Source organism: Marivirga arenosa (genome assembly GCF_030503895.2).
In the GTDB taxonomy this organism is placed as follows: domain Bacteria; phylum Bacteroidota; class Bacteroidia; order Cytophagales; family Cyclobacteriaceae; genus Marivirga; species Marivirga arenosa.
In genome coordinates, this window is sequence record NZ_CP129970.2 from 89,545 (window position 1) to 111,462 (window position 21,918).

The 21,918-nt window shown below is 33.0% G+C and carries 15 protein-coding genes and 2 tRNA genes; 8 read left to right on the top strand and 9 right to left on the bottom strand.

Going from position 1 to position 21,918, the window contains the following annotated elements; translation table 11 throughout:
* Positions 1-13 precede the first annotated feature (13 nt).
* From QYS48_RS00365 to QYS48_RS00380, 4 genes are all read left to right on the top strand, one after another.
* Complete coding sequence (locus tag QYS48_RS00365; protein WP_308357049.1) at positions 14-1,849, top strand: cation:proton antiporter; 1,836 nt, start codon at positions 14-16, stop codon at positions 1,847-1,849.
* A 103-nt stretch (positions 1,850-1,952) separates the two neighbouring features.
* Complete coding sequence (locus QYS48_RS00370) at positions 1,953-2,312, top strand: BlaI/MecI/CopY family transcriptional regulator (RefSeq protein ID WP_308357050.1); 360 nt, start codon at positions 1,953-1,955, stop codon at positions 2,310-2,312.
* The gene (locus QYS48_RS00375; RefSeq protein WP_302099978.1) at positions 2,312-3,568 is read left to right on the top strand and encodes a M56 family metallopeptidase; all 1,257 of its coding nucleotides are present in this window, start codon (positions 2,312-2,314) and stop codon (positions 3,566-3,568) included. The genes QYS48_RS00370 and QYS48_RS00375 overlap by 1 nt, the downstream gene beginning before the upstream one ends.
* Positions 3,568-4,038: a hypothetical protein gene (locus QYS48_RS00380; protein ID WP_308357051.1), complete on the top strand. Its 471-nt coding sequence runs from the start codon at positions 3,568-3,570 to the stop codon at positions 4,036-4,038. Before QYS48_RS00375 ends, QYS48_RS00380 begins: the two co-directional genes overlap by 1 nt.
* Here the strand turns inward: QYS48_RS00380 and QYS48_RS00385 are convergent.
* From QYS48_RS00385 to QYS48_RS00395, 3 genes are read right to left on the bottom strand one after another with little or no spacing between them, the layout of a single operon-like run.
* Positions 4,022-4,558 carry a hypothetical protein gene (locus QYS48_RS00385; RefSeq protein WP_308357052.1) on the bottom strand — a complete coding sequence of 179 codons (537 nt, stop codon included), beginning with the start codon at positions 4,556-4,558 and terminating at the stop codon, positions 4,022-4,024. The two genes, QYS48_RS00380 and QYS48_RS00385, sit on opposite strands and share 17 nt — an antisense overlap.
* 60 nt (positions 4,559-4,618) lie before the next feature.
* Positions 4,619-6,142 (bottom strand): SpoIIE family protein phosphatase, encoded by a 1,524-nt coding sequence (locus QYS48_RS00390; protein ID WP_308357053.1) that lies wholly within the window; start codon positions 6,140-6,142, stop codon positions 4,619-4,621.
* Positions 6,143-6,201: 59 nt separating this feature from the next.
* Complete coding sequence (locus QYS48_RS00395; RefSeq protein WP_308357054.1) at positions 6,202-8,373, bottom strand: carotenoid oxygenase family protein; 2,172 nt, start codon at positions 8,371-8,373, stop codon at positions 6,202-6,204.
* A gap of 246 nt (positions 8,374-8,619) precedes the next feature.
* Between QYS48_RS00395 and smc the strand changes: the two genes are divergently transcribed.
* The gene (gene smc / locus QYS48_RS00400; protein ID WP_308357055.1) at positions 8,620-12,174 is read left to right on the top strand and encodes a chromosome segregation protein SMC; all 3,555 of its coding nucleotides are present in this window, start codon (positions 8,620-8,622) and stop codon (positions 12,172-12,174) included.
* A 285-nt stretch (positions 12,175-12,459) separates the two neighbouring features.
* On the opposite strand, the gene gap is transcribed toward smc, so the two are convergent.
* Positions 12,460-13,455 carry a type I glyceraldehyde-3-phosphate dehydrogenase gene (gene gap / locus QYS48_RS00405; RefSeq protein WP_308357056.1) on the bottom strand — a complete coding sequence of 332 codons (996 nt, stop codon included), beginning with the start codon at positions 13,453-13,455 and terminating at the stop codon, positions 12,460-12,462.
* A gap of 171 nt (positions 13,456-13,626) precedes the next feature.
* Between gap and QYS48_RS00410 the strand changes: the two genes are divergently transcribed.
* Both QYS48_RS00410 and QYS48_RS00415 read left to right on the top strand, forming a co-directional pair.
* A tRNA-Glu gene (locus tag QYS48_RS00410) sits at positions 13,627-13,698 on the top strand.
* A gap of 84 nt (positions 13,699-13,782) precedes the next feature.
* Positions 13,783-13,854 (top strand) — tRNA-Glu (locus tag QYS48_RS00415).
* A gap of 83 nt (positions 13,855-13,937) precedes the next feature.
* Here the strand turns inward: QYS48_RS00415 and bioA are convergent.
* The 3 genes from bioA to QYS48_RS00430 are packed head-to-tail and all read right to left on the bottom strand — an operon-like array spanning position 13,938 to position 16,932.
* A complete protein-coding gene (gene bioA / locus QYS48_RS00420) occupies positions 13,938-15,212 on the bottom strand; it encodes an adenosylmethionine--8-amino-7-oxononanoate transaminase (RefSeq protein WP_308357057.1) in 1,275 nt (424 codons plus the stop codon).
* The gene (gene bioD / locus QYS48_RS00425; RefSeq protein WP_308357058.1) at positions 15,209-15,817 is read right to left on the bottom strand and encodes a dethiobiotin synthase; all 609 of its coding nucleotides are present in this window, start codon (positions 15,815-15,817) and stop codon (positions 15,209-15,211) included. The genes bioA and bioD overlap by 4 nt, the downstream gene beginning before the upstream one ends.
* A complete protein-coding gene (locus QYS48_RS00430; protein ID WP_308357059.1) occupies positions 15,814-16,932 on the bottom strand; it encodes a pyridoxal phosphate-dependent aminotransferase family protein in 1,119 nt (372 codons plus the stop codon). The genes bioD and QYS48_RS00430 overlap by 4 nt, the downstream gene beginning before the upstream one ends.
* An 87-nt stretch (positions 16,933-17,019) precedes the next feature.
* Between QYS48_RS00430 and QYS48_RS00435 the strand changes: the two genes are divergently transcribed.
* The gene (locus tag QYS48_RS00435) at positions 17,020-17,601 is read left to right on the top strand and encodes a porin family protein (RefSeq protein ID WP_308357060.1); all 582 of its coding nucleotides are present in this window, start codon (positions 17,020-17,022) and stop codon (positions 17,599-17,601) included.
* 45 nt (positions 17,602-17,646) lie between these two features.
* On the opposite strand, the gene QYS48_RS00440 is transcribed toward QYS48_RS00435, so the two are convergent.
* Positions 17,647-19,812 (bottom strand): hypothetical protein, encoded by a 2,166-nt coding sequence (locus QYS48_RS00440; protein WP_308357061.1) that lies wholly within the window; start codon positions 19,810-19,812, stop codon positions 17,647-17,649.
* A gap of 4 nt (positions 19,813-19,816) precedes the next feature.
* Positions 19,817-21,916 (bottom strand): OmpA family protein, encoded by a 2,100-nt coding sequence (locus tag QYS48_RS00445; protein ID WP_308357062.1) that lies wholly within the window; start codon positions 21,914-21,916, stop codon positions 19,817-19,819.
* Between the last annotated feature and the right edge of the window lie 2 nt (positions 21,917-21,918).

Sequence of the window (21,918 nt, forward strand, 5' to 3'; positions counted from 1 at the left end):
AAATTCTTACAGCATGATTGAATTAGCAAGTATTTTAGTGTTAGGAGTTTTTGCTCAATGGCTAGCTTGGAAAATAAAACAGCCAGCAATTCTCCCACTAATTATTATCGGTCTTTTGGTGGGGCCGGTATCTACTTTCTTTACGCCAGATGGTGTTAAATTAATCGATGGAGATAATATTTTCTCTGGAGATCTTTTATTCTCTTTTGTATCCTTATCAGTAGGTGTTATTCTATTTGAAGGTGGCTTAACCTTAAATTTAAAGGAAGTAAGAACGGTCGCTAGTACTGTAAGAAACTTGTTGATTGTTGGGGTATTAGTGACTTTTGTAGGGGGAACAATAGCTGCTGTGGCAATTTTAGACTTAAGTCTTTCAATGGCCTTACTTTTTGGAGGGCTAATCATTGTATCAGGGCCAACCGTAGTTTTGCCAATTTTGAGGAACGTAAGGCCAAATGCAAAAATAAATACCATTCTAAAATGGGAAGGGATTTTAATTGATCCATTAGGCGCATTAATAGCCGTTTTGGTATATGAATTCATAAAAAGCTCTTCAAATGGAGAGTATTATACTGTTGAAGCACTTAAGGATTTCTTTATCACTATTTCAGTCGGCTTCTTTATTGGTGGGTTTGGCGCAGTTCTTATCTGGTACATAATTAGTAAAAATAAAATCCCAGATTATTTAAGAAATGTTATTACACTAGGTACTGTTATTCTAGTATTCTCCCTTTCAGATATGTTACAAAAAGAAGCGGGTTTATTAGCAACTACCATAATGGGAATAGTATTGGCAAACCTAAAACTTGATGATTTTAAAAAAATACTTTCATTTAAAGAAGATATAAGTTTAATACTTGTAACTGTTCTTTTTATTTTACTCTCTAGTAGAATAAATATTGATCAAATAGAGCAACTGGGAACCAGAAGTTTGGTATTATTTGCAGTTGTGATATTTGTCTTGCGTCCATTAGGCGTATGGCTCAGTTCAATAGGTTCTACTCTTCGCTGGCAGGAAAAACTATTTGTATCATGGATAGGCCCCAGGGGAATAGTAGCTGCAGCCGTTGCTTCACTATTTTCTCTAGACTTAATTAGTACTTCCGCCACAAGCTCCACTATTAAAACTGAAGCAGAACTGTTACTTCCATTGGTATTTTTGGTGATCGTTGGAACTGTAATTATTCAAGGTACAAGTGCAAAATACGTTGGAAAGTGGTTAGGCGTATTAAGAAAAGAACCTCAAGGAGTTTTATTTGTTGGGGCAAATGAAATTGCTAAAAAGTTAGCCTTGTTCCTTAAAAAAGAAGGCTTCTATGTTTTGTTAGCAGATACTGCCAAACACAATGTTAATGAAGCTAGAAAATTAAATTTACCAGTATATGAAGGGAATATTTTATCAGAAGAGATCTTTGAAGAAATTGATTTATCCCAAATAGGTAAAATGATGGCTGTAACCAGTAATTCAGGCATTAATTCTTTGGCTTTAAACTGGTTCGATAATGAATTAGGACTAGAAAATACCTATAGAATTGTGAGTAAAGAAGAAGCTGAAAATGAAAATCTACCGTTACCTAAAAATGTGTTATTCAAATCTCGATTAGATTACCTAAGCTTAAATCATTTACTTAGACAAAATAGTGAAATTTCAGAAGTGAAATTTTATGGTGAGGCAGAATATGAAGAATTCTTAGAAGAAAAGGGAAAAACCATAATTCCACTATTCATTATTACCTCAGAAAAGAAACTACATATAATTTCTGGTTACCCTGAAGAAGTAGGGAAAGATGATCGACTTATATTCTTAAAAAATAAGAATTACAATATGACTAGTAATAAAAACGATTAATAGTTTTTCGATTAATAGGCTAAAAACACACATATAAATAGCTTTTAAGGCTTTGGAAACTAATTAATTAGTTCTATATTTATCGAAATCAAATAGGGAACAAATGCAAACATTAACAAGAGCCGAAGAAGAAATCATGCATAAGCTTTGGGAGCTTAAAAAAGCTTATGTAAAAGAAGTTTTAGAAACTTTACCTTCTCCAAAACCAGCCTATAATACCGTAAGTACTATCATTAGAATATTAGAGAAAAAAGGAGTAGTTGGGCACGAAAAGACTGGTAAAAGTTATTTATATTATCCTATCTTAAAGAAAGATGAATATAAAAAACAAAGCTTAAAAAAATTAATATCTGGATATTTCGAAGGATCATTTGCGAATATGGCATCATTTTTTGCTAAAGAAGAAAATTTAAGCAAGGAGGAATTAGATGAAGTACTTCAACATATCAAAGAACAAAAATAGTGGATAGCATTATTTACATTTTAAAAGCACATCTATTATTTATTATACTTGGAAGTTTTTTTCACTTTTTCCTTAGAAAAGAAAAAAACTTCCACTTTAATAGGTTTTATCTTTTAGGAGCATATTTCATTAGTATTATTGCTCCTTTTCTAGAATTTAATTTTTTTAACACCGTAATCATTATAGATACCTCTATTGTTGAAAACAGCATTAATGATTCGAAAATAATACAAGAAAGCGTTGGGAATGCTGGAACTAGCTTAAACCTTTATCAGATTCTGAAATATGTCTATTTAACTCTCTGTATTGGTTCTGTATCTATTTTCATAATAAGATTTATTAAAAGTTATTCTCAATTTAATCTAGTAATTAGAAACTCAAAATTTGACTACAGATCAAAAGTATATTGGGTAGAAAATGATATTCCAGCACTTACATTTATTACCAAAACACTTTTACCACTTAAGCTACAAAATAATCAAGAGAAAGATATCATAATTAAACATGAAGAATCACATCGGAAAGGACTTCATTTTATTGATATATTTTGTATAGAATTGTGCTCATCAATTTTAATTCTTAATCCATTAAATCGATTGATCAAACGGTATGTAGTTGAAAATCATGAATACATAGCTGACCATTACGCAAGCAAAGCAACAGAAAAGAATAATTATGTGAATTTATTAATTAGAGAGACTGTAAATAACAATTCATTCAAACTAGCTAGCTTTTTCGCTAAACCTAGCATATTGAATAGATTAGATATGCTAAAAAATAATAATACTTCAAGTAATAAGACAATAGTAGCTGCTCTCCTATTCTTTATCACTTCATTTATATTTTCATGTAACTTCAATCAAAACGAAGAAATAGTTTTAGCAAAGGATATTAATACTGCTACTGTTGAAGAAGCAATCCAAATTACTGATAAAATTTTCAACGTAGTTGAGAAACAAGCTGAACCTAAAAATGGAATTCAAGAGTTCTATAATCAGCTATCAGAAGAAATGGAAGGACTTTACCCTGAAGAAGCCATTGAAAACAAAATAGAAGGTGTAGTGTATTTACAATTCATTATTGAAAAAGATGGAAGCTTTTCTAATATTCAAGCCGTAAAAGGAATTGGCTATGGTTGTGATGAATTGGCCATTGAAGTTCTGAAAAAACAAGGAAAGTGGAACCCTGGTAAACAGAATGGAAATATTGTACGATCTAGAAGAGTTATCCCCATAAGATTTCAAATTAATTCATAATGAAATTCTTTTTTAGTTTTATACTGATCATTTCAATTTTCAACATTCAAGAACCTGAAGTCAAAAACCAAAAATTAGTCCTTCAGGCTGCATTAAACATAGAAGAATTTCAGGAGCATTTTAATAATTCACCACGATATGTGCGTTCTAATGATAGAAAAGAAGTTTTCATGTTGGATTTCCCGGAATTATTGAATGATGAAATAGAATTAACAATACGTGACAAAACCATAAAGTTTATATCAGAAAATGAAATAGATGAACCTGCCAGAAAGTACTTTATTGAAGTAGATGAATTCAGATTAAATAATAAAAAGGCTTCTATCCAATTATCGTATCAGAATGCGAAAATGTATCATGAAACTAAGGAAAAACTAATTTTAGAAGTAAAATTAAATCTTAAAAATTCTGAAGACTGGGTGATACAGAAGTATGAATTAGAAAAAGTAAGTACTAATACTTCCGATTAAGAATTTCAGCATAAACTATTGCCTTTTTCGCACTTTCAGGATCAGATAAACCTTCTCTTATTTCTCGAGCGAAATTATTATCATCAGATTTATCCTCAAACTCAGCGAATCGATTTGATCGTATTTCAACTTCTTCTATATCAACTAACTCATCTATACTTTTAAGTTTTTCTCCTTTTTTGTATAGTTCTTTTAAAGTTTCATCAGCATTTCTATAATCTTCAGCACTCACTTCTTGATCCATAGGCCGTTCTTCAACCTGGTCAGAAAGCGGTTTTATTTCATCACCATCTCTTAAAATGGTTTCCTCTTCATTGGTTGATTGTTCTTCTTGATTATGACCAGACAATTCAGCTAATATTTCCTCAAAAGTTTTAGGTCTGTTTTCTTTAGCTTGATCAGATGAAGGAGATTTTTGTACCTCTTTTCTTGTAACAGGCTTTTCCTTCTTTCCCTTTCCTTTAAAAAGAAAATAAAGAATTGACAGCACTATATATATGAGAATCTTATAATCATCCATAAAATAAAATTACTAAACTAATTTTGAATTTAGTATGAAATTCAAATAATTAATGGATTATTATAACTTAAAACCTATCAATAATACATCATCAGTTTGACTGTATCCGTATTTCCATTCATCGAACTCTTTATTGAGAAGGAACTTCTGATCATTCATTTCTTTAACTGAAACTTCCCTTAAAAGCTTTTTCAAACGACCTACCAAATATTTCTTATCATTCGGTCCGCCAAATTGATCTTGATAACCATCAGAATACATATAATAGGTATATGCTGAATTGAAAGGTATTTCATGAGTAGTAAAACTTTCATCATTTTGAATTTTACGCTTACCTCCAATAGAAATCTTATCACCTTTAACTACATTAATTTCTTGCTTATCATCAATATATACTAATGGATTTTTAGCACCAGCAAATTGGATGGTTTTATTTTTTTCATCAATAACGGCTATGGCAGCATCCATACCGTCTTGGTTTTCTGTTTCCGACTGCTTTAGGTAATTACAAACTCCTTCATGTAGTTTATTTAATATTTCAGCAGGATCAGTTATTCCTTCTTGTAATACAACCTGATTCATATTAGTATCTCCTACTAATGACATAAAAGCTCCAGGAACCCCATGCCCTGTACAATCTATGGCCGCAATTATTTTTTTACCATTGATCTCGGCAGCCCAGTAAAAGTCACCTGATACAATATCTCTTGGAAGAAATAATATAAATGAGTTAGGCAACATCCCTTTCACATAAGCATCTGTAGGAAGCATTGCAGATTGTATTCTCTGAGCATATCGAATACTTCCAATTATATCTCTATTCTGCTTTTCAATATATTCCTTTTGAGACTGCATTGCATCCCTTTGTGAAAGAATTTCTTCCTTCTGCATTTTTAGCTCTTCATTTTGCTCAGAAATTTGATCACTTTTAAATCTTAATTCCTTTTGAGCTTTAATCAAACTCTGATTTCTTTCTTGTAATTCAAAATGAGCCTCCTGTAAAGCTACTCTATGCATGAAGTTATTTTTCATGATATAGTACCTAAATGCAGCCATAGAAAAAGCAGCTATTCCTACTACTATTAGTATATTAACTCCTTTCATTAGAAAATAATCTAATACGCTAGCCTCACAAAAATAAGTGTGAACTAAAACTTGAATCAGAAATACTGCAAAGAAGTTTATAACAAAATAGAAAGGTCTTAGAATTACCAAAACAGCACTAGTAATAAATACTGTAACCATTGAAATCATATAAGTCATCCAATCATTACAATCTACCATATAGGCTGCTGATGTAAACAAGCATAACGCTATTACCTCAAATAGTAACTCATGACTAAACTTAAATTTTTGATGAAGTAGGAATACTAAACCTACCACCACTGAAGGCCCATAACGAAAGGCATACCAGATGTTAATATCTGTCTTTTCAATAGATAATTCAGGAATTGTACTTAGTGGAAATAAAAATATAACCAATAGCGCTCCCCAGCGAGCATAAACATGACCAATTCGTTTATACTCCGCTTCCCACTTCTCATTCAAGTTTATACCAAAACTATCTGCTAGATTTAAATTCATCTATATTATTAAAAAGTTTTATGCGAGATTAACAGCTTTATATCAAAAATAAAAATAGTTTATCGAAAATGAGGATAAACGTGATCTTTCATAAGAGATTGCACTTTTCTACGTAACCATCGCCTTCTTATATGCTTTATCTGTTCATCATAATCTTGCTTTATATTAATTTTATATGCAGGTGTATCTACTTGATTAGCTTCATTCACCCAAACAGAATGAATTGTAAAAGCAAACTGTAGCTCTTCGTGATCTAACTTAGCGACAGGACCTTTACTTAAATCAGAGGCATCAAAAATCCATATTTCAGAGAAGTAAGATTTACTTTGATGTACATTTTGCTCCTCTCCTATTACGGTACATAAAATATAACCATTCAAAGATTCCGGAATATCACTATTTGGAGATTTACTAGGTACAAATTGTAATGACCACATATAGGTGTTTTTAGGAAAACTGTAATGATCGGTAGCTTTCATCGAATCAGTTTCTACTGTTTCTAAAACGAAGGGAGCACCCTTTTTAGTGAACTCGATCATTTGTTCTGCTGAGTATGTCCTATTCCTATTTGGGTCTTTGTATAATCTATACATAAAATCTGTAAGTAATTGATCATTAAGACCATAAGCCTGCCAGAAAATATGCTTTATTTCACCTACATTTCTATCTGGTGAAAGCATATCTTTGTAAGTATATAATCCTACTCCCCATGTGTGTGGACCTGGATCTTTCTCTCCTGGTTTTCCTTCCAAATGCAAAAATCTAGTTTGATCTTCTAAATTATCTCGATTTTTCACATCGATCACAATCTTTCCGATTTTACCAATATCCATTTCACCCACTGCAAGCATCCCCACTTTTTGAGGATCAATTGGACTTCCATTTATTTTACATTCATCATAATATCTAACCCATTCTGCTGGACAAGCGCTACAATTATGAGCAGCATGAAGAGTTAATATGCCATTTGGATTGTCGTAATTAGCTGAAAAATGAACTGTCTCAAGTGGTAAAACAACCTTATGTGCTTTTACTTCTTTTACATTAGGTTGTAAATCTTTTCGATGAACAATATAAAGGGTAGAATAATCATTTTGAGCTCCATCTAACAACTCTCTCAAAAATGAATCAATTCTTTCATTATTAGGGAAAGGGTTATTGAGCATTACATCTAGTGTAAACTTGAAATTGGTATCTGCTAAAAGAACATAATCCTTACTAAAACCTAGTTGATGCATATTATGCTCAATGTCTATATTTGAGCCATCCTCATTAACTATTTTATACGATATCGGTGTTTTTTCTCCTTTCCACTTCACTAAATAGACCGCATTTTCATTAGAAAAATGTCTTCCAATCAATTTCCAGTAAAAGGCTTTTACCTTATCCCAAAAAGACTTTTTTTCCTTCTCAGCTGCTTCATGATAAAAGAAATCATTTACCTCTTTAACAACTTGTTCTTTATCCTCTATCTTTTCCCATCTGCTAATTCTTTCTTCTAATCTAGCCTCAAGTTCTTCCTCACTACTGAATAATAGATGAAATATTTCAGTAGCACTTAATAAATTTCGAGTGGTTTTAGTGAAATTAACACTAAAGACCTCCTGCGTCTCTGGATCATAAACAGGATGCGCAGAAGTTAGCACCATAGGAAAAGGATTATTTAAAAATGGTGGAGTTCCTGCTCTCCAGAATTTGTTCTCTCCAATAGGTGTAATTAAATCAATACTTTCGGGATCAAACTCAAATGGCCTACCTGCATCGAAAGTAGCCAATAATCTCGCCTGCGGATCACCGGGTGTTCTGAATGGAGTGATGGCTGTATTGAGCTGGTTTCTAGTACCCAATTTCATAGACATCCTTGCTAGCCCCCTATTCTTAAATGCAATATCAGCATAAGGATTATTAGGATTTAATATTGGACTTGAAGCTATATCAGCATAATAACAAGGAGTTTTCAATATCCTTGTTTTTAATTTGATTTTACCTTCTTCTGTAAAGTCAAAGCGATACATATACCCATCACCATTTATAACAGGTGATCCAAATTCTTGATTAAATTCACCATTTGGCAATTTTCGTTCATAAGGTAAGCCACCGCTATTAACGGTTCCTGCTCCCGAGTTGATAAATACGAATCCCGATAAATCCTTAGGGATCTCACCTTCTTTAACTTTTAATTCTACATCTAGTGGTTCGCGTGTTGAGGTGAGCAAATTAGGATGACTCATAGTTTTGGTTTTTAATAATTGATGTTTAGAAACACATAAATAATAAAATTTCAATTAATAATTGAGTGATTTAAATATTATTTACAAATTCATTTATTGTCTATAACAACAAATACATCTCTATTTTAAAGCGATGCTTATAAATTCAATTTTTTAAGGATATCCTTAAAATTGATTACTCACTTCTCATAATAAATTATAAATTTGTTATCCGCTTTTTTTGCGCAAAGTATTTGAGATTGAAATATGCAGCTAACCAAACTTGAAATAAAAGGATTTAAGAGTTTTGGTGACCGTATGGTCATTAATTTTGATAAAGGAATTACCGGAATTGTAGGTCCTAACGGATGTGGTAAATCCAATGTAGTTGATGCAATTAGATGGGTACTTGGTGAGCAAAAATCACGTATGTTACGATCCGATAAGATGGAAAACGTGATTTTTAACGGTACCAAAAAACGTAAGCAAAGTAACTTAGCTGAAGTTTCTCTCACTTTTAGCAATACAAAAAACCTTTTACCTACAGAATATTCGAATGTAACCATCACCAGAAGATATTATAGAACTGGTGAAAGTGAATATCTTTTAAATGGGGTTAGTTGTAGGCTTAAAGATATTACGAACCTATTTATGGATACCGGAATTAGCTCAAATAGCTATGCTATAATTGAGTTAAAAATGGTTGATAACATACTGACTGATCAAGATAATTCAAGAAGAGGCTTATTTGAAGAAGCAGCAGGTATTAGCAAATTCAAAATAAGAAAGAAAGAAACGCTTAAGAAGCTAAATGATACGGATGCAGATTTAGAAAGGGTTGAAGATTTATTATTCGAAATCGAGAAGAATCTAAAATCACTAGAAAAACAGGCCAAACAAGCTGAAAAATATTATCAATATAAAGCTGATTATAAAGAAAAAAGTGTCCTATTAGCGAAAAAAACGGTTGCTGACAAGCGAGATGTATTCTTAAATCTTACTAAACAGCTTGAAGCTGAGAATGATAAAAAATTAAGCTTCAATAGGCAATTAGCTGAACAGGAAGCAACATTAGAAAAAGGTAAATCAGAATTATTACAGAAAGAAAAATTATTAGCCAGCAGACAAAAGGCCTTAAATGAGCACGTGAATAAAATCCGTCAGTACGAAAGTGAAAAGAAAATCAAAAATGAAAGACTTCGCTTTCTTCAGGATAAAAGTGACAGCTTAAAACATCAAATTGAGCAAGATAAACAGAGTAATGAACGTGCTGCATTCAGTATTAAAAGTTTAGAACAGGAAAAAACATCCGCTGAAAAAATATTCTTTGAAACTGAGCAAAGAGTAGAAGTTTTAAAGGCAGAATATGAAGAGCAGAAAAATAAAACTTCTGCTATCAGGGAAGAAGTAAACACGCTTAATCAACAACAGAAAACCTTACAAAACGAGGTTTATCAACTAAACAAATCTTTAGAGATAAAAGAGATTCAGCTTTCTTCAGTTAAGCAAGAATTAGAAAAAAGTAGTACAGATACTACAGAACAATCTGCAAGTTTAGAAGAATTTGATGCTAAGCTTGAAGAGCTTTCTAAATTATTGAAAGAGAAAAATGAATATCTAAGTAATCTCAAAAACAAGGAAAATCACCTTAATCAGCAGATTGAGGATCATAAAAATACAATCGAACTAATCCGTGAAGAATTAACACATTCATCGCGTAAGCTCGATGCCAGAGAAAACGAATACAATCTAACCAAGTCCTTGGTTGATAATTTAGAAGGATTTCCAGAGGCTATAAAATTCCTTAAGAAAAGTTCTAAGTGGGGAAAAAATGCTCCTCTCCTATCAGATGTTCTTACTTGTTCTGAAGACTATAGAATTACGATTGAAAATTTCTTAGAGCCTTATATGAACTACTATATAGTGGAAACTGAGGCTCAAGCATTCGAGGCGGTAAATCTACTAAGTGATGCTAGTAAGGGAAAAGCGCATTTCTTTATACTGGACAATTTTGAAAAGTTTAAACCTTCTGACACCAAACTTTATGACCAGGCTGTAGCCGCTACCGAAATTGTAGAGTATGATGCAAAATACAAAAAGCTAATTCGCTTTATCCTTGACAATGTATATGTAGTAAATGGTGATTACCAAGCTATCCCTGATGACAAAGAGAGTATTTTCATAACTCAAAGCGGTAAGGTAACCAAAAGAAAATTCAGCATGTCAGGAGGTTCAGTTGGCTTATTTGAAGGTAAAAGAATTGGTAGAGCTAAAAATCTGGAGAAGCTACAAGTTGAAATCAAAGATCTTAATAAAAAGATTAGCCAGATAAAAGAAAGCCTAGAAAGTAGACAAAATGATCTAGATAATTTAAAAGATCACACTTACAGAGAAAACATTGAAGTACTTCAAACTGAGATTAATGAGGTGAATTCTGAATATGTTTCTGTGAGAACTAAACAGGAACAATTTGCTCAAATGCTAAATAATGCTGCCAATAAGAGGGAAGGCATGGAGCAACAAAGAGAAACATTAATTGAAGAAATTGATCAAATTAAACCGGAGGCTAGCGAGAAATCAGAAAAGCTTAAGGAAATAGAAGAGCGATTAAGTATTATAAGTGAAGATCTTGGCGTTCAAGATGAAATACTAAGCCAAAAATCTTCCGCTTTTAATCAAGAAAATATTGAATTTCACCAGCAGCAAAACAGAGTTCAAAGCTTAGAACAAGAAATCAGTTATAAGAACACCGCTTTCGATAGTAGTAAAGAAAGGCTTGAAAAAAATCAGGCTGAATTAAAAGAAAATGAAGAGGCCATTAAAGGGCTTATTGACACTGCTGAAACGAATGATGATGAGTTACTCGGCATGTATGAAGAAAAAGAACAAATTGAGCTGGGGGTAAATGAAATTGAAAAGGAATATTATAATGCTCGAGGTCAAATAGATGAGATAGAAAAGCAAAGCCGTAATATTCAAAGAAATAAAGAACAGGTTGATGAATTTGTAATGCAATTACAAAACAACCTAAATGAAACTAAATTAGATCTTAGTAGCATCAAAGAAAGGCTTTCAGTTGAGTTCGATATCGATTTGGATAAAATGATGGCTTCAGAAGAGGATGAAGAAGAACAGAATTCTGATGAGTCTGTAGAAGATTTGAGAGCCGCTGTCAATAAACTGAAAGAGAGAATGGACCGTATTGGTCCAATCAACCCTATGGCTATGGAAGCCTATGAAGAAATCAAAGAACGTAATGATTTCATTCTAAGCCAAAGAGAGGATTTACGAAATGCTAAGGAATCATTATTGAATACCATCACTGAAATTGATGAAGTCGCTAGAACCAACTTCATTGAGGCTTATGAAAAGATAAAAGAAAATTTCCAGAAAGTATTTAGAACCTTATTCACACATGAAGATGAGTGCGATCTTCAATTGTCTGATCCTGACAATCCATTAGAATCCAAAATTGAGATTATGGCAAAGCCTAAAGGTAAAAGACCCTTAACCATAAATCAGCTTTCAGGGGGCGAGAAAACTTTAACTGCAACATCTTTACTATTTGCCATCTACTTATTGAAACCTGCCCCATTCTGTATTTTTGATGAGGTAGATGCTCCATTAGATGATGCAAATATTGACAAGTTCAATAATATCATCAGAGAGTTCTCAAAAGAATCTCAGTTCATTATTGTAACGCATAACAAAAGAACCATGTCTAGCACAGACGTTATTTATGGAGTTACTATGGTTGAATTGGGTATTTCAAGAGTAGTTCCTGTTGATTTAAGGGAATTAGAAGATTCATTGGAAGAATAATATGAACAAAATCTTTTTAATTAGAATAGGAATTACTGCACTAGTATTTTGGATACTTGATGCCAGTCTTATGTATTTAATTGAAGATAATAGCTTTATTTCACAAATACAGGAATCGTTTTTCAAAGCTATTTTATTCTCCATAATCTTTGGATTAATTATGAGAAAGAAATGGATGAAAAAATAAGGTGGTAATTATTTAACTCTAGTCAAATAAAAAAGGCTAGCTTTTAACAAATTGTAAAAGCTAGCCTTTTATTATATAAACCTATTTTAGGTTTTAAATTACTTTGAAATTCTCTCGATTAAATCAGCTGCTCTGTTAGAGTAACCCGCTTCATTGTCATACCATCCAACAACTTTAGCTAATTTACCAGATACAGAAGTTAAAGCTGAATCGAAGATACATGAATGAGGATTACCTACAATATCAATTGATACAATTGGATCCTCAGTATATTCTAAAACCCCTTTCATACTACCTTCAGCAGCACTTTTCATAGCTGCATTAACTTCTTCAGCAGTAGCTTCTTTCTTCAATTCTAAAGTGAAGTCAGTTAACGAACCATCAGGAATTGGAACTCTCATTGCAATACCGTCTAATTTACCTTGTAAGTGAGGCAAAACTAAACCTACCGCCTTTGCAGCACCTGTAGAAGTAGGAACAATCGAATAAGCTGCAGCTCTAGCTCTTCTTAAATCTTTATGAGGAGCATCTTGCAATCTTTGATCAGCTGTGTAAGCGTGAACAGTAGTAATGTATCCTTTTTCAATACCAAAAGTATCATCTAATACTTTAGCCATTGGAGCCAAACAGTTAGTAGTACATGATGCATTTGACATGATAGTTTCATCTCCTGTCATGGTATCATCATTAACTCCTAATACAACAGTTGGGATATTACCTTTCGCTGGAGCAGAAATCACTACTTTTTTAGCTCCTGCTTTTAAGTGCTTGCTTGCATTTTCTTCATCTACGAAAAGACCAGTAGACTCTAATACAATCTCAACACCAACTTTTCCCCAAGGAAGATTAGCAGGATCTCTCTCTGCAGAAACTTGGATAGATTTACCATTTACGATTAATGAGTTGGCATCATAAGAAACTTCACCAGGGAATTTTCCATGAACAGAATCATATTTCAATAAATGAGCTAAAGTTTTAGTATCTGTAAGATCGTTGATCGCTACTACTTCAACATTATTTTTTTGCAGTAGGGCTCTGAAAGTTAATCTTCCAATACGCCCAAAACCGTTAATTCCAACTTTTACGTTTGACATGTTGATATAATTATTTAGTTACAATAAATTTAAAACAAATATAAACCTAGTTGTTAGTATTATCAAATTAGAAGCTCAAAGGTTTAGCTCAGAAAATATTTTTATATTTTTTTTGAGCTATGGTTTGTAATTAAAAATGCAGCTTCTATATTTGCATCTCCATTTACAAATGGCCCGTTCGTCTAGGGGTTAGGACGTCAGGTTTTCATCCTGGAAACAGGGGTTCGATTCCCCTACGGGCTACATTTATAATGTTTTAAAAAGTAAAACATTTAGCAAAATTTCAGAAAAAATTTAATTCTTTTCATAGTAGAATCAAATAACTATGGCCCGTTCGTCTAGGGGTTAGGACGTCAGGTTTTCATCCTGGAAACAGGGGTTCGATTCCCCTACGGGCTACAATAAAAAAGCTACCTTTTTGGTAGCTTTTTTTGTTTGTGCCAATTCTTAATTTTATCAAGTCAAATTATATAATAACCTAATTATAAGGTTTCTAACATTTCCTCTACAGCATTATAAACCTTTTCAATTTCTTCTTTTTTGATTATGTAAGGTGGTAAAATGTAGATTACATTCCCTAGGGGTCTCAATAATATATCTCTTTCTAAAAAAAATGGATAAAGCTTATGACGCACCTCATTCACATAGGATGTATCTGACTCTGTCTTTAACTCCATTGCAAAGATCGTCCCCAATACTCGCGCATTCTGAACTTTAGGATGCTGAGAAATCTTATGGTAAAATTCAGTCTGCCACTCCCCTATTTCTTGAATTTTGCTTTGAGTATCTTCATTCACTAACAAATCAAAACTCGCAATAGAAGCAGCACATGCAATAGGATTTGCAGTAAAGCTGTGTCCATGAAAAAATGTTTTCATGATATCTGTGCTCTTATAAGCTTCCATTATTGCTTCAGTACATGAAGTTACCCCTAATGCCATGGTGCCACCTGTTAAACCTTTTGACAAGCAAAGAATATCAGGTTTATGATTTAAGTAATCAGATGCGAAGTTTTTAGCTGTTCTACCAAAGCCCGTAAAAACCTCATCTGCAATACAAATGACATCTACTTTTTGTGCCATTTCTATCAGTTGATCTAAAAATGAAGCATCATACATTTTCATTCCAGCAGAGCCCAAAACTAAAGGCTCAAAAATAAACGCTGCTACTTCTCCTAAATGCAATATTTTTTCAAACTTATTAAGCAGCTCTGAATGATTTTCTGCAGTAGGCATAGGTAAAAATTCCACTTCAAATAAATAAGGTGAAAAAGGAGCTGAAAAAGGCCCTCTATCTCCTACTGACATGGCGCCAAATGTATCACCATGATAAGCACCCTCAAATGCAATTACTTTTTTACGTTTCTTTTCACCTTTATTATACCAATATTGAAAAGCCATTTTCAAGGCTACCTCATTGGCAGTACTTCCGTTATCAGAATAGAATATCTTAGATTGGTTTTTGGGTAAAATAGATAATAATTTTTCAGCCAGTTCTATGGCCGGGCTATGCGTGAAACCCGCGAAAATAACATGCTCTAAGTTACTAGCCTGTTTAGCCACTGCTTCGGCTATTTTTGGATGGCTATGTCCATGCAAATTAACCCACCAACTAGAAATAGCATCCATTATTTTCCGGCCGTCTGGAGTATGCAAATACATTCCCTCTGCCTTCTCTACCATTATATGTTCAAAGCCATTTAAAAGCTGTGTAAATGGATGCCAGATACTATTTTGATCTCTCTCTAACCAATTCATAAATTGTTTTTTAATTCACTTGCATACTTTCTTACTACCTCCTTATTTATTTCTTTCTCTTGTTTAATCCTTAAAAGACATTGATACCCGCTATGATGCAAAATAATGCTTTCACTTGAAGGATTAGAAGGGCCATTAAATACGATACCTTTTACTTTAATATTTCGTCTTTTTAGTTCGCTTACAGTGAGCAAGGTATGATTTATACTTCCTAAATATAAATTAGCCACTAAAATCACAGGCATATCCCATTGCTTGGGTAAGTCAATTACAAACTCAGAATTATTGATCGGTACCAGTGCACCTCCGGCTCCCTCTACCACTAAATTCGGATTGTTCGTTTTGGGTAGATCAAAATCTTCAGCTCTTAATTCTACATTATCTATTTCTGCTGCATAGTGTGGTGAGGCTGGAGTATTCAATACATATTTTTCAGGAATTAAATCTGTAACTAAATTTGATAAGTGAGCTGCCACAAAATCAGTATCCCTAGGAAAACCCGCTTGAATTGGCTTCCAATAATCTGCTTCCAGTGCTTCACAAAGAATGGTGCTAAATAATGTTTTACCACTGTCAGTTCCAATGGCGGTAATAAAATAGTTCATTTAAAATATTGATTGATATGGTGACACAAATTTCTTACTTCATCTTCGGAATTGAAAGCATGTAAACAAATCCGAACTCTTTCTTTTCCTTTTGCTACAGTAGGGCTTAAAATTGGGCGTACATTAAAACCATTTTCATTTAAATAATTAGAAAATTGAATAGCATCATTATTGTTTTTAAAAATTACGCCTTGTATTGGGTGATTACTATTGAGTTTCGAAATATCTTGATTCAGAATTTCATGGTATAAACTAATATTTTTCTGAAGTTTATCCCATAACTCAGGATGATTCTGCCTATAATTTAAGGCGGCCTCAATCGTTTTGACGTTAGAATAAGGTAAGGCCGTAGTATAAATAAATTGTCTGCTATAATTAATTAAATACTCTCTTAAGATTTTACTACCCACAACTGCAGCACCATGAGCTCCAACTGCTTTACCAAAAGTATAAATCCTTGCAAATATTTTATCTTGAATATCTAAATGACAACAATATCCAAAACCAGAGTCACCATGCAATGCCGTAGAATGTGCCTCATCTACTATAATATAGGCATCATAGCGATTAGCTAATTCAACTATTTCTAACAATGGGGATTCATCTCCATCCATTGAATAAACTGATTCAACTACAATAAATATATTCCCCCCTTGCTTATGGAATTTATTGAGTTTCTGTTCTAGATCACTTAAATCATTATGCTTAAAGCTGAAATGCTGAGCTCTACTTAATCTCACTCCCTCCTTAATGCAAACATGTGATAACTCATCTATCAGTACTACATCCCCTTTTTGCGGAATTGAAGATAATACGCCAAGATTAGCTACATATCCAGAATTAAAAATTAATGATGATTCACCTTTGAAAAATTCAGCTAAAAAAGATTCTAAATCCTCGTGATATTGCTTATTGCCATTTAATAGTCTTGAACCTGAAGCTCCATTTTCTACAAACTCTTCTATAGGTTGATGTATTTCTGAAACCTGAGCTAAGCCTAGATAATCATTCGAACTAAAATCTATTTGTTTGGGATCAGCAATTTTCAAGGTTCTAAAACTCCCATTTTGCTTTCTTTTTTGCAATTGGCTCTCTAAAACATCCTCTACCTTCATCCTTTATATATAAGATTTAATCGATGCAAATATAACATTTATACTGATTAACGTTAATGTACTAAGAAACTCAAATGATAATAAAACATGAAAAAGATTTTACTTTTATCCGCTCTATTTTTTACTGGAATAACAGTATCAAATGCACAAATTTTCACAATAGGTCCCAAGGTTGGAATTAGTAATACAAATTTAAGTATTGAAGAAAATGTTGGTCAATATGAAGCTGGTGATGCAAGATACAGTTATCATGCTGGTGTTTTTGCAAGAATTAAAATCACAGGCTTTTACATTCAGCCTGAAGCTTACTTTAATTCAGTTAGAGGTGAATACTTAGACCCTAACCGTCCTGTTTCACAACCGGTGAGTTTCAATCAAAACAAAATAGATATGCCTGTTTTATTTGGTTGGAAATTTGGACCCGTGAGAATTAATGCTGGTCCAGTTGCAAGTTTTAATCTCGATGATTTGGAAGATTTTGAAGACGCGGCTGTAGAAGATTATAAATCAGCGGTATTTGCCTATCAAGCAGGGGTCGGTCTAGATATTTCAAAACTTATTGTTGATCTAAGATATGAAGGTAACTTATCTAATCAAGCCACACTAGGTGCTGATGGTAATGTGAAAGTAAATCAAATTATGCTGAGTGTAGGGTATAAATTATTGTAGAATATATTTCAAATAAAAAAGGCTGGAAATCCAGCCTTTTCTATTTTATATACCATCTGTAGATTCTAATTCAACATCAGAATATCGTAACTCTAAAATATCATTCAAAACGAAGTGCCCCTTCTCTCCTTGTCTACTCATTAAATGTAAACTTTCATCACTCAATTGGTAATGATAATGGATTTCAAAGTCCTCTTTGAAAGAATAGGATTGCTTCTTTAGCGAATTAAAATCCACATCAAAAAGTGTAGCATGAATATTCATTTTATCCTCTGATGAGGATACCAATATAATTCCTTCCTCCGTTTGAAATATCCCTTCATATTTTCCATTGATGTCAATTTCTTTTATAACATAATCTGTACTATCAGGATTAAATTTCACCACAGTTAGGAAATTCGGCCATATAGCATCTCCTAACCCATCTCCCTGATATAAGGCTAACTGAAGATTACTATTTCTTAAAGCAGTTAATTCAAGAGGCTTTTCTTGAGTATCAATTTCTATGTCATTTTTTATTTTTCCGTTTTCATCTGCCACCACTATGTGGTTAATGAAATCTAATGAATCAACATGACTTTCATACAATAAAAAATTTAGATCGCCTCCACCTGCAACTGAAATATCATTAATTTGCTGCCAGGCTTTATTGGATTGATATAATGAAGGAACAGCATTATACCATCTAACTTTTGTATCATTTCTAGCAGCATAAAATGCTTGAGGAACACTATCCTGATTAAAATAATATCCTCCAAAATATTCCAGCTCATTTACATTAGTAACTGAGTGATTGATATACGCTATATTTTTAGGAAGTGAATCATATTCATTTTCTGGATTTTGCCATTCAAATTTCAGCCTTCTAAAGGTTGGGATTTCCTGAGCAAAGGGTTTTTCAAACTGCTCCACAATTTGAGTTTTCAATCTATTAGCAGTTTCTCCCCTTATCTTTAATAATTCACCAGATTCAGATTTAAAATATTCTTTAAACCCCTCAACTCCTCCATAATATTGTTGGTAGAAGTCTTTGTTTTTATTAAGATCACTCAAGGCAATTTGCTCATTGTAACTTTCTAAGGCATTTTCCAATTGGATAGTCTGCTGAAATACTCGATTTATGGTGTATAATTTGACTTGTAAAGATATCTCTTCAGCAGTATCGTAGACTGCTAAACTCTTTTGTTCATTAATCAAATCCAGCTTATCATCTTTATATTGGAAAAGATTAGCCACTGGTGAATTCAAATCATACTTTCTAATCCTGTAAATTGATTTCCTTTCTATAGGATCGATATCAATTGAATCATTTGGCTGCCAATTTTCCATCTGATCAAAACTATCATCAAGCTTGTCTTCAATTTGAGTAATATCTTTTCTCAATTGATCTATCTCAGTATCGATTACATTTTTTACCTCATTCACCCAAGAAGTATAATCCCACAATTTAATATTGTTCACCAAAAAGTCTGTTTGGATCACCAATCCGTCTAAACGGTATGTTTTAATTTGATTAAATGACAACTGCTGATCGAGTTCAAAGGGAGGATATTTGCTAGCTGCATCTTTATAGGCTTTGAAATAGTACAGCGTTGAATCATAACTGTTTTTCACCAAATCAAATCGAGCTTTTAGATCTTCATCAAAAAGGAGATAAATATCCTTGAGTGAATTGTAGTCCCCGTTTATTCGGACAAAGTTTTTCGCTGCCAAATCATATTGCTCTACCATCTTCATGAAATTATCATAAATAGGTGGCATATGCACTAAGAATGAATCAGCTTCTTTATAGCCTTGCTCAAAAACAGATTGAACCGCCTCAAATTCTAACACTGGTTTCCCATTTCTTTTAAATTCATTAGTAAAGTTTGGATAATACCACTCATTTCTTCTTACCTCTCGGTCGTCAATCAAATCTCTAGATCGACCAAATAATAGTTTGGCTCTTTCTGCATTAGCAATAGCTGATTCATAATCCGAAATAGGATGAGCATTTTTGTAGCGTTCTTGAAATATTAAAGCTAACTGAATATTAGTTGCAGGATGTTCATTATTACTTTTGAAAAAATCAAATAAAAGTGGAAATACCAAATCTATGCTATCCCCTAAAAAATAAGGATTGATATCATCATCATAATCAAGCTCTAATTGAGCATAATTTACTTTAGGCAATAAGATGAATAACGATATGATAAATAGTAACTTCTTCATGTTCTTAATCATTTTGCGCCAATTGAATGTCTAATATTTTTAATTCTACTCTTCGATTCTTGGCTCTATTTTCCTCAGAATCGTTAGGCACCACAGGCTTGGATTCTCCGTAACCCTGTGAAATTAATCTATCTTCCTCAATGCCATTACTCGTGATATAACTGATTACACTATTGGCCCGTTGTTTAGATAGTCGTACATTATAAGCAGCCGCCCCAATATCATCAGTATGTGCAGCAATCTCAATTTTCATTGTAGGATATGATTTCATTAGTTTTATAACCCTATCTAGCTCTTCAAAACTACTTTCAAATAAGTCTGATTTATTTGATTCAAAGTAGATATCCTTTAAGGTCAGGTTAGCATCCTTAGCTAAAGGTTGCAGTTTTAATTCAACTCCTTTACTATCTTCTTTAATCTCACCAGTGCTTTCATCAATGGTTTGCAATTTACCTTGATCCGAAATCTCAATTTCAGTAGAGTTAAAGGCATAACCTCTATCACTTGAAGCCTCCACCATATAACGGTCTCCCACCCTCAAATTAATGGTTTGATTTCCAGAAATCACAATCTCTTCATTTCTTGTCTTATTGCGAATTATCAAGGTAGAAGATGAAACAGACCCTCCACTCAATAAATCATTTACATTAATAGGAACTCCAATTTTCTCAGGGATTAACTCAATATCCTCTTCATAAACACGGTATAAAATCAAACCCGTCAAGTCAATTGAAAAACTTTTAGATTTAAAATTTTCACTTTCTACTTCCACAGTATAGGCATTGCCAATAGGTAGGTCTACTCTAGTTTTCCAGTTTTGACCATCTGATTCTACAATATCTACCGTTCGACCGGATGTATTTTTAACTGTGATAGTAGACTTTAAGGGATCATACAACTCAATATCATAAATATTCACATTAAGGTGGGCAGTAGTGAATAAATCAATATTCTGCTCATATTCCTGATAACTCTCTATATCTCTCAAATCATAATAATAAAGAGCGCTGCTGTAGTCCTCTTTCCTTACTTCTAAATTATAGGCTCTTCCAGCAGATAATACAATAGAATAAAAACCATCTGATGGGTTATTATCAAAACTGGTAATGATTTCAGATGTATTGGCATCTGTAATCCTGATTGATGCTGATAAACCCTCTTTACTGTCAGCATCTCGAATAACACCTTGAAGGGTGACATTTTGGAACTGTCTAAATTCCTGAGGAATTTCAACACTATATATATCATTACGCTTTGAGAAGTACATTAAATCACCAGATGCAGAGATGGAAGAAAATAAATCATCATCCGTGGTATTTACATATTCCAGAGGTACTGGTTTAACCCAATCCCCATCTTCATTGAGTCTGGTCTGATACAAATCAAAGCCTCCTATTCCTCCTTCCCTTAATGAAGCAAATATTAAAGTCCTATTATCCGCCATGATTTTAGGAGCTTTTTCGCATCCTAAATTGACAGGATACGGTAAAACTTCTGGTTCAGACCAACCAGAATCAGTTTTTTGAGAAGCATAAATCTCATAGCAAAATTCATTTATGCCTTCTGGGATGTTTTTACTATTACGAGTGAAATAAAGTGTTTTTCCATCAGTTGAAATAGTTGGAAAACCATCAAAGCTTGATGAATTAATTTCAGGCCCCATATTTTCTGGCTCAGTCCAATTGTCACCTACCCTTTCAGAAAAATATATATCCTCAGCTCCATAACCTCCGTCAAATGAAGCATGAAAATATATTCTATTACCGTCATAACTAAAGTTAGGGCCACTGATTACATCGTTGGAATCTGCTGCCATATTAACGCTATCAATGGGAACTTCATCAATCCATTTACCATCTTCAAATCTGGTTAAATAAAGATTCCAGAGTCCGTTTTGATTAGACTCGAATATCATAATCCGACCATTCGCACTAATACTAGGTGCATATTCTGTAAACTCATCGGAGCTGATTTCAGCTACAATAGTCTTAGGATATATTGAATCTAATACTTGTTCTATCGAATCCTTTTTGGATTGTGAATAAGCAATAGATGCGCTAAACACCAATGCGATTATTAAAAAAATTTTATTATAATAGTTCATAG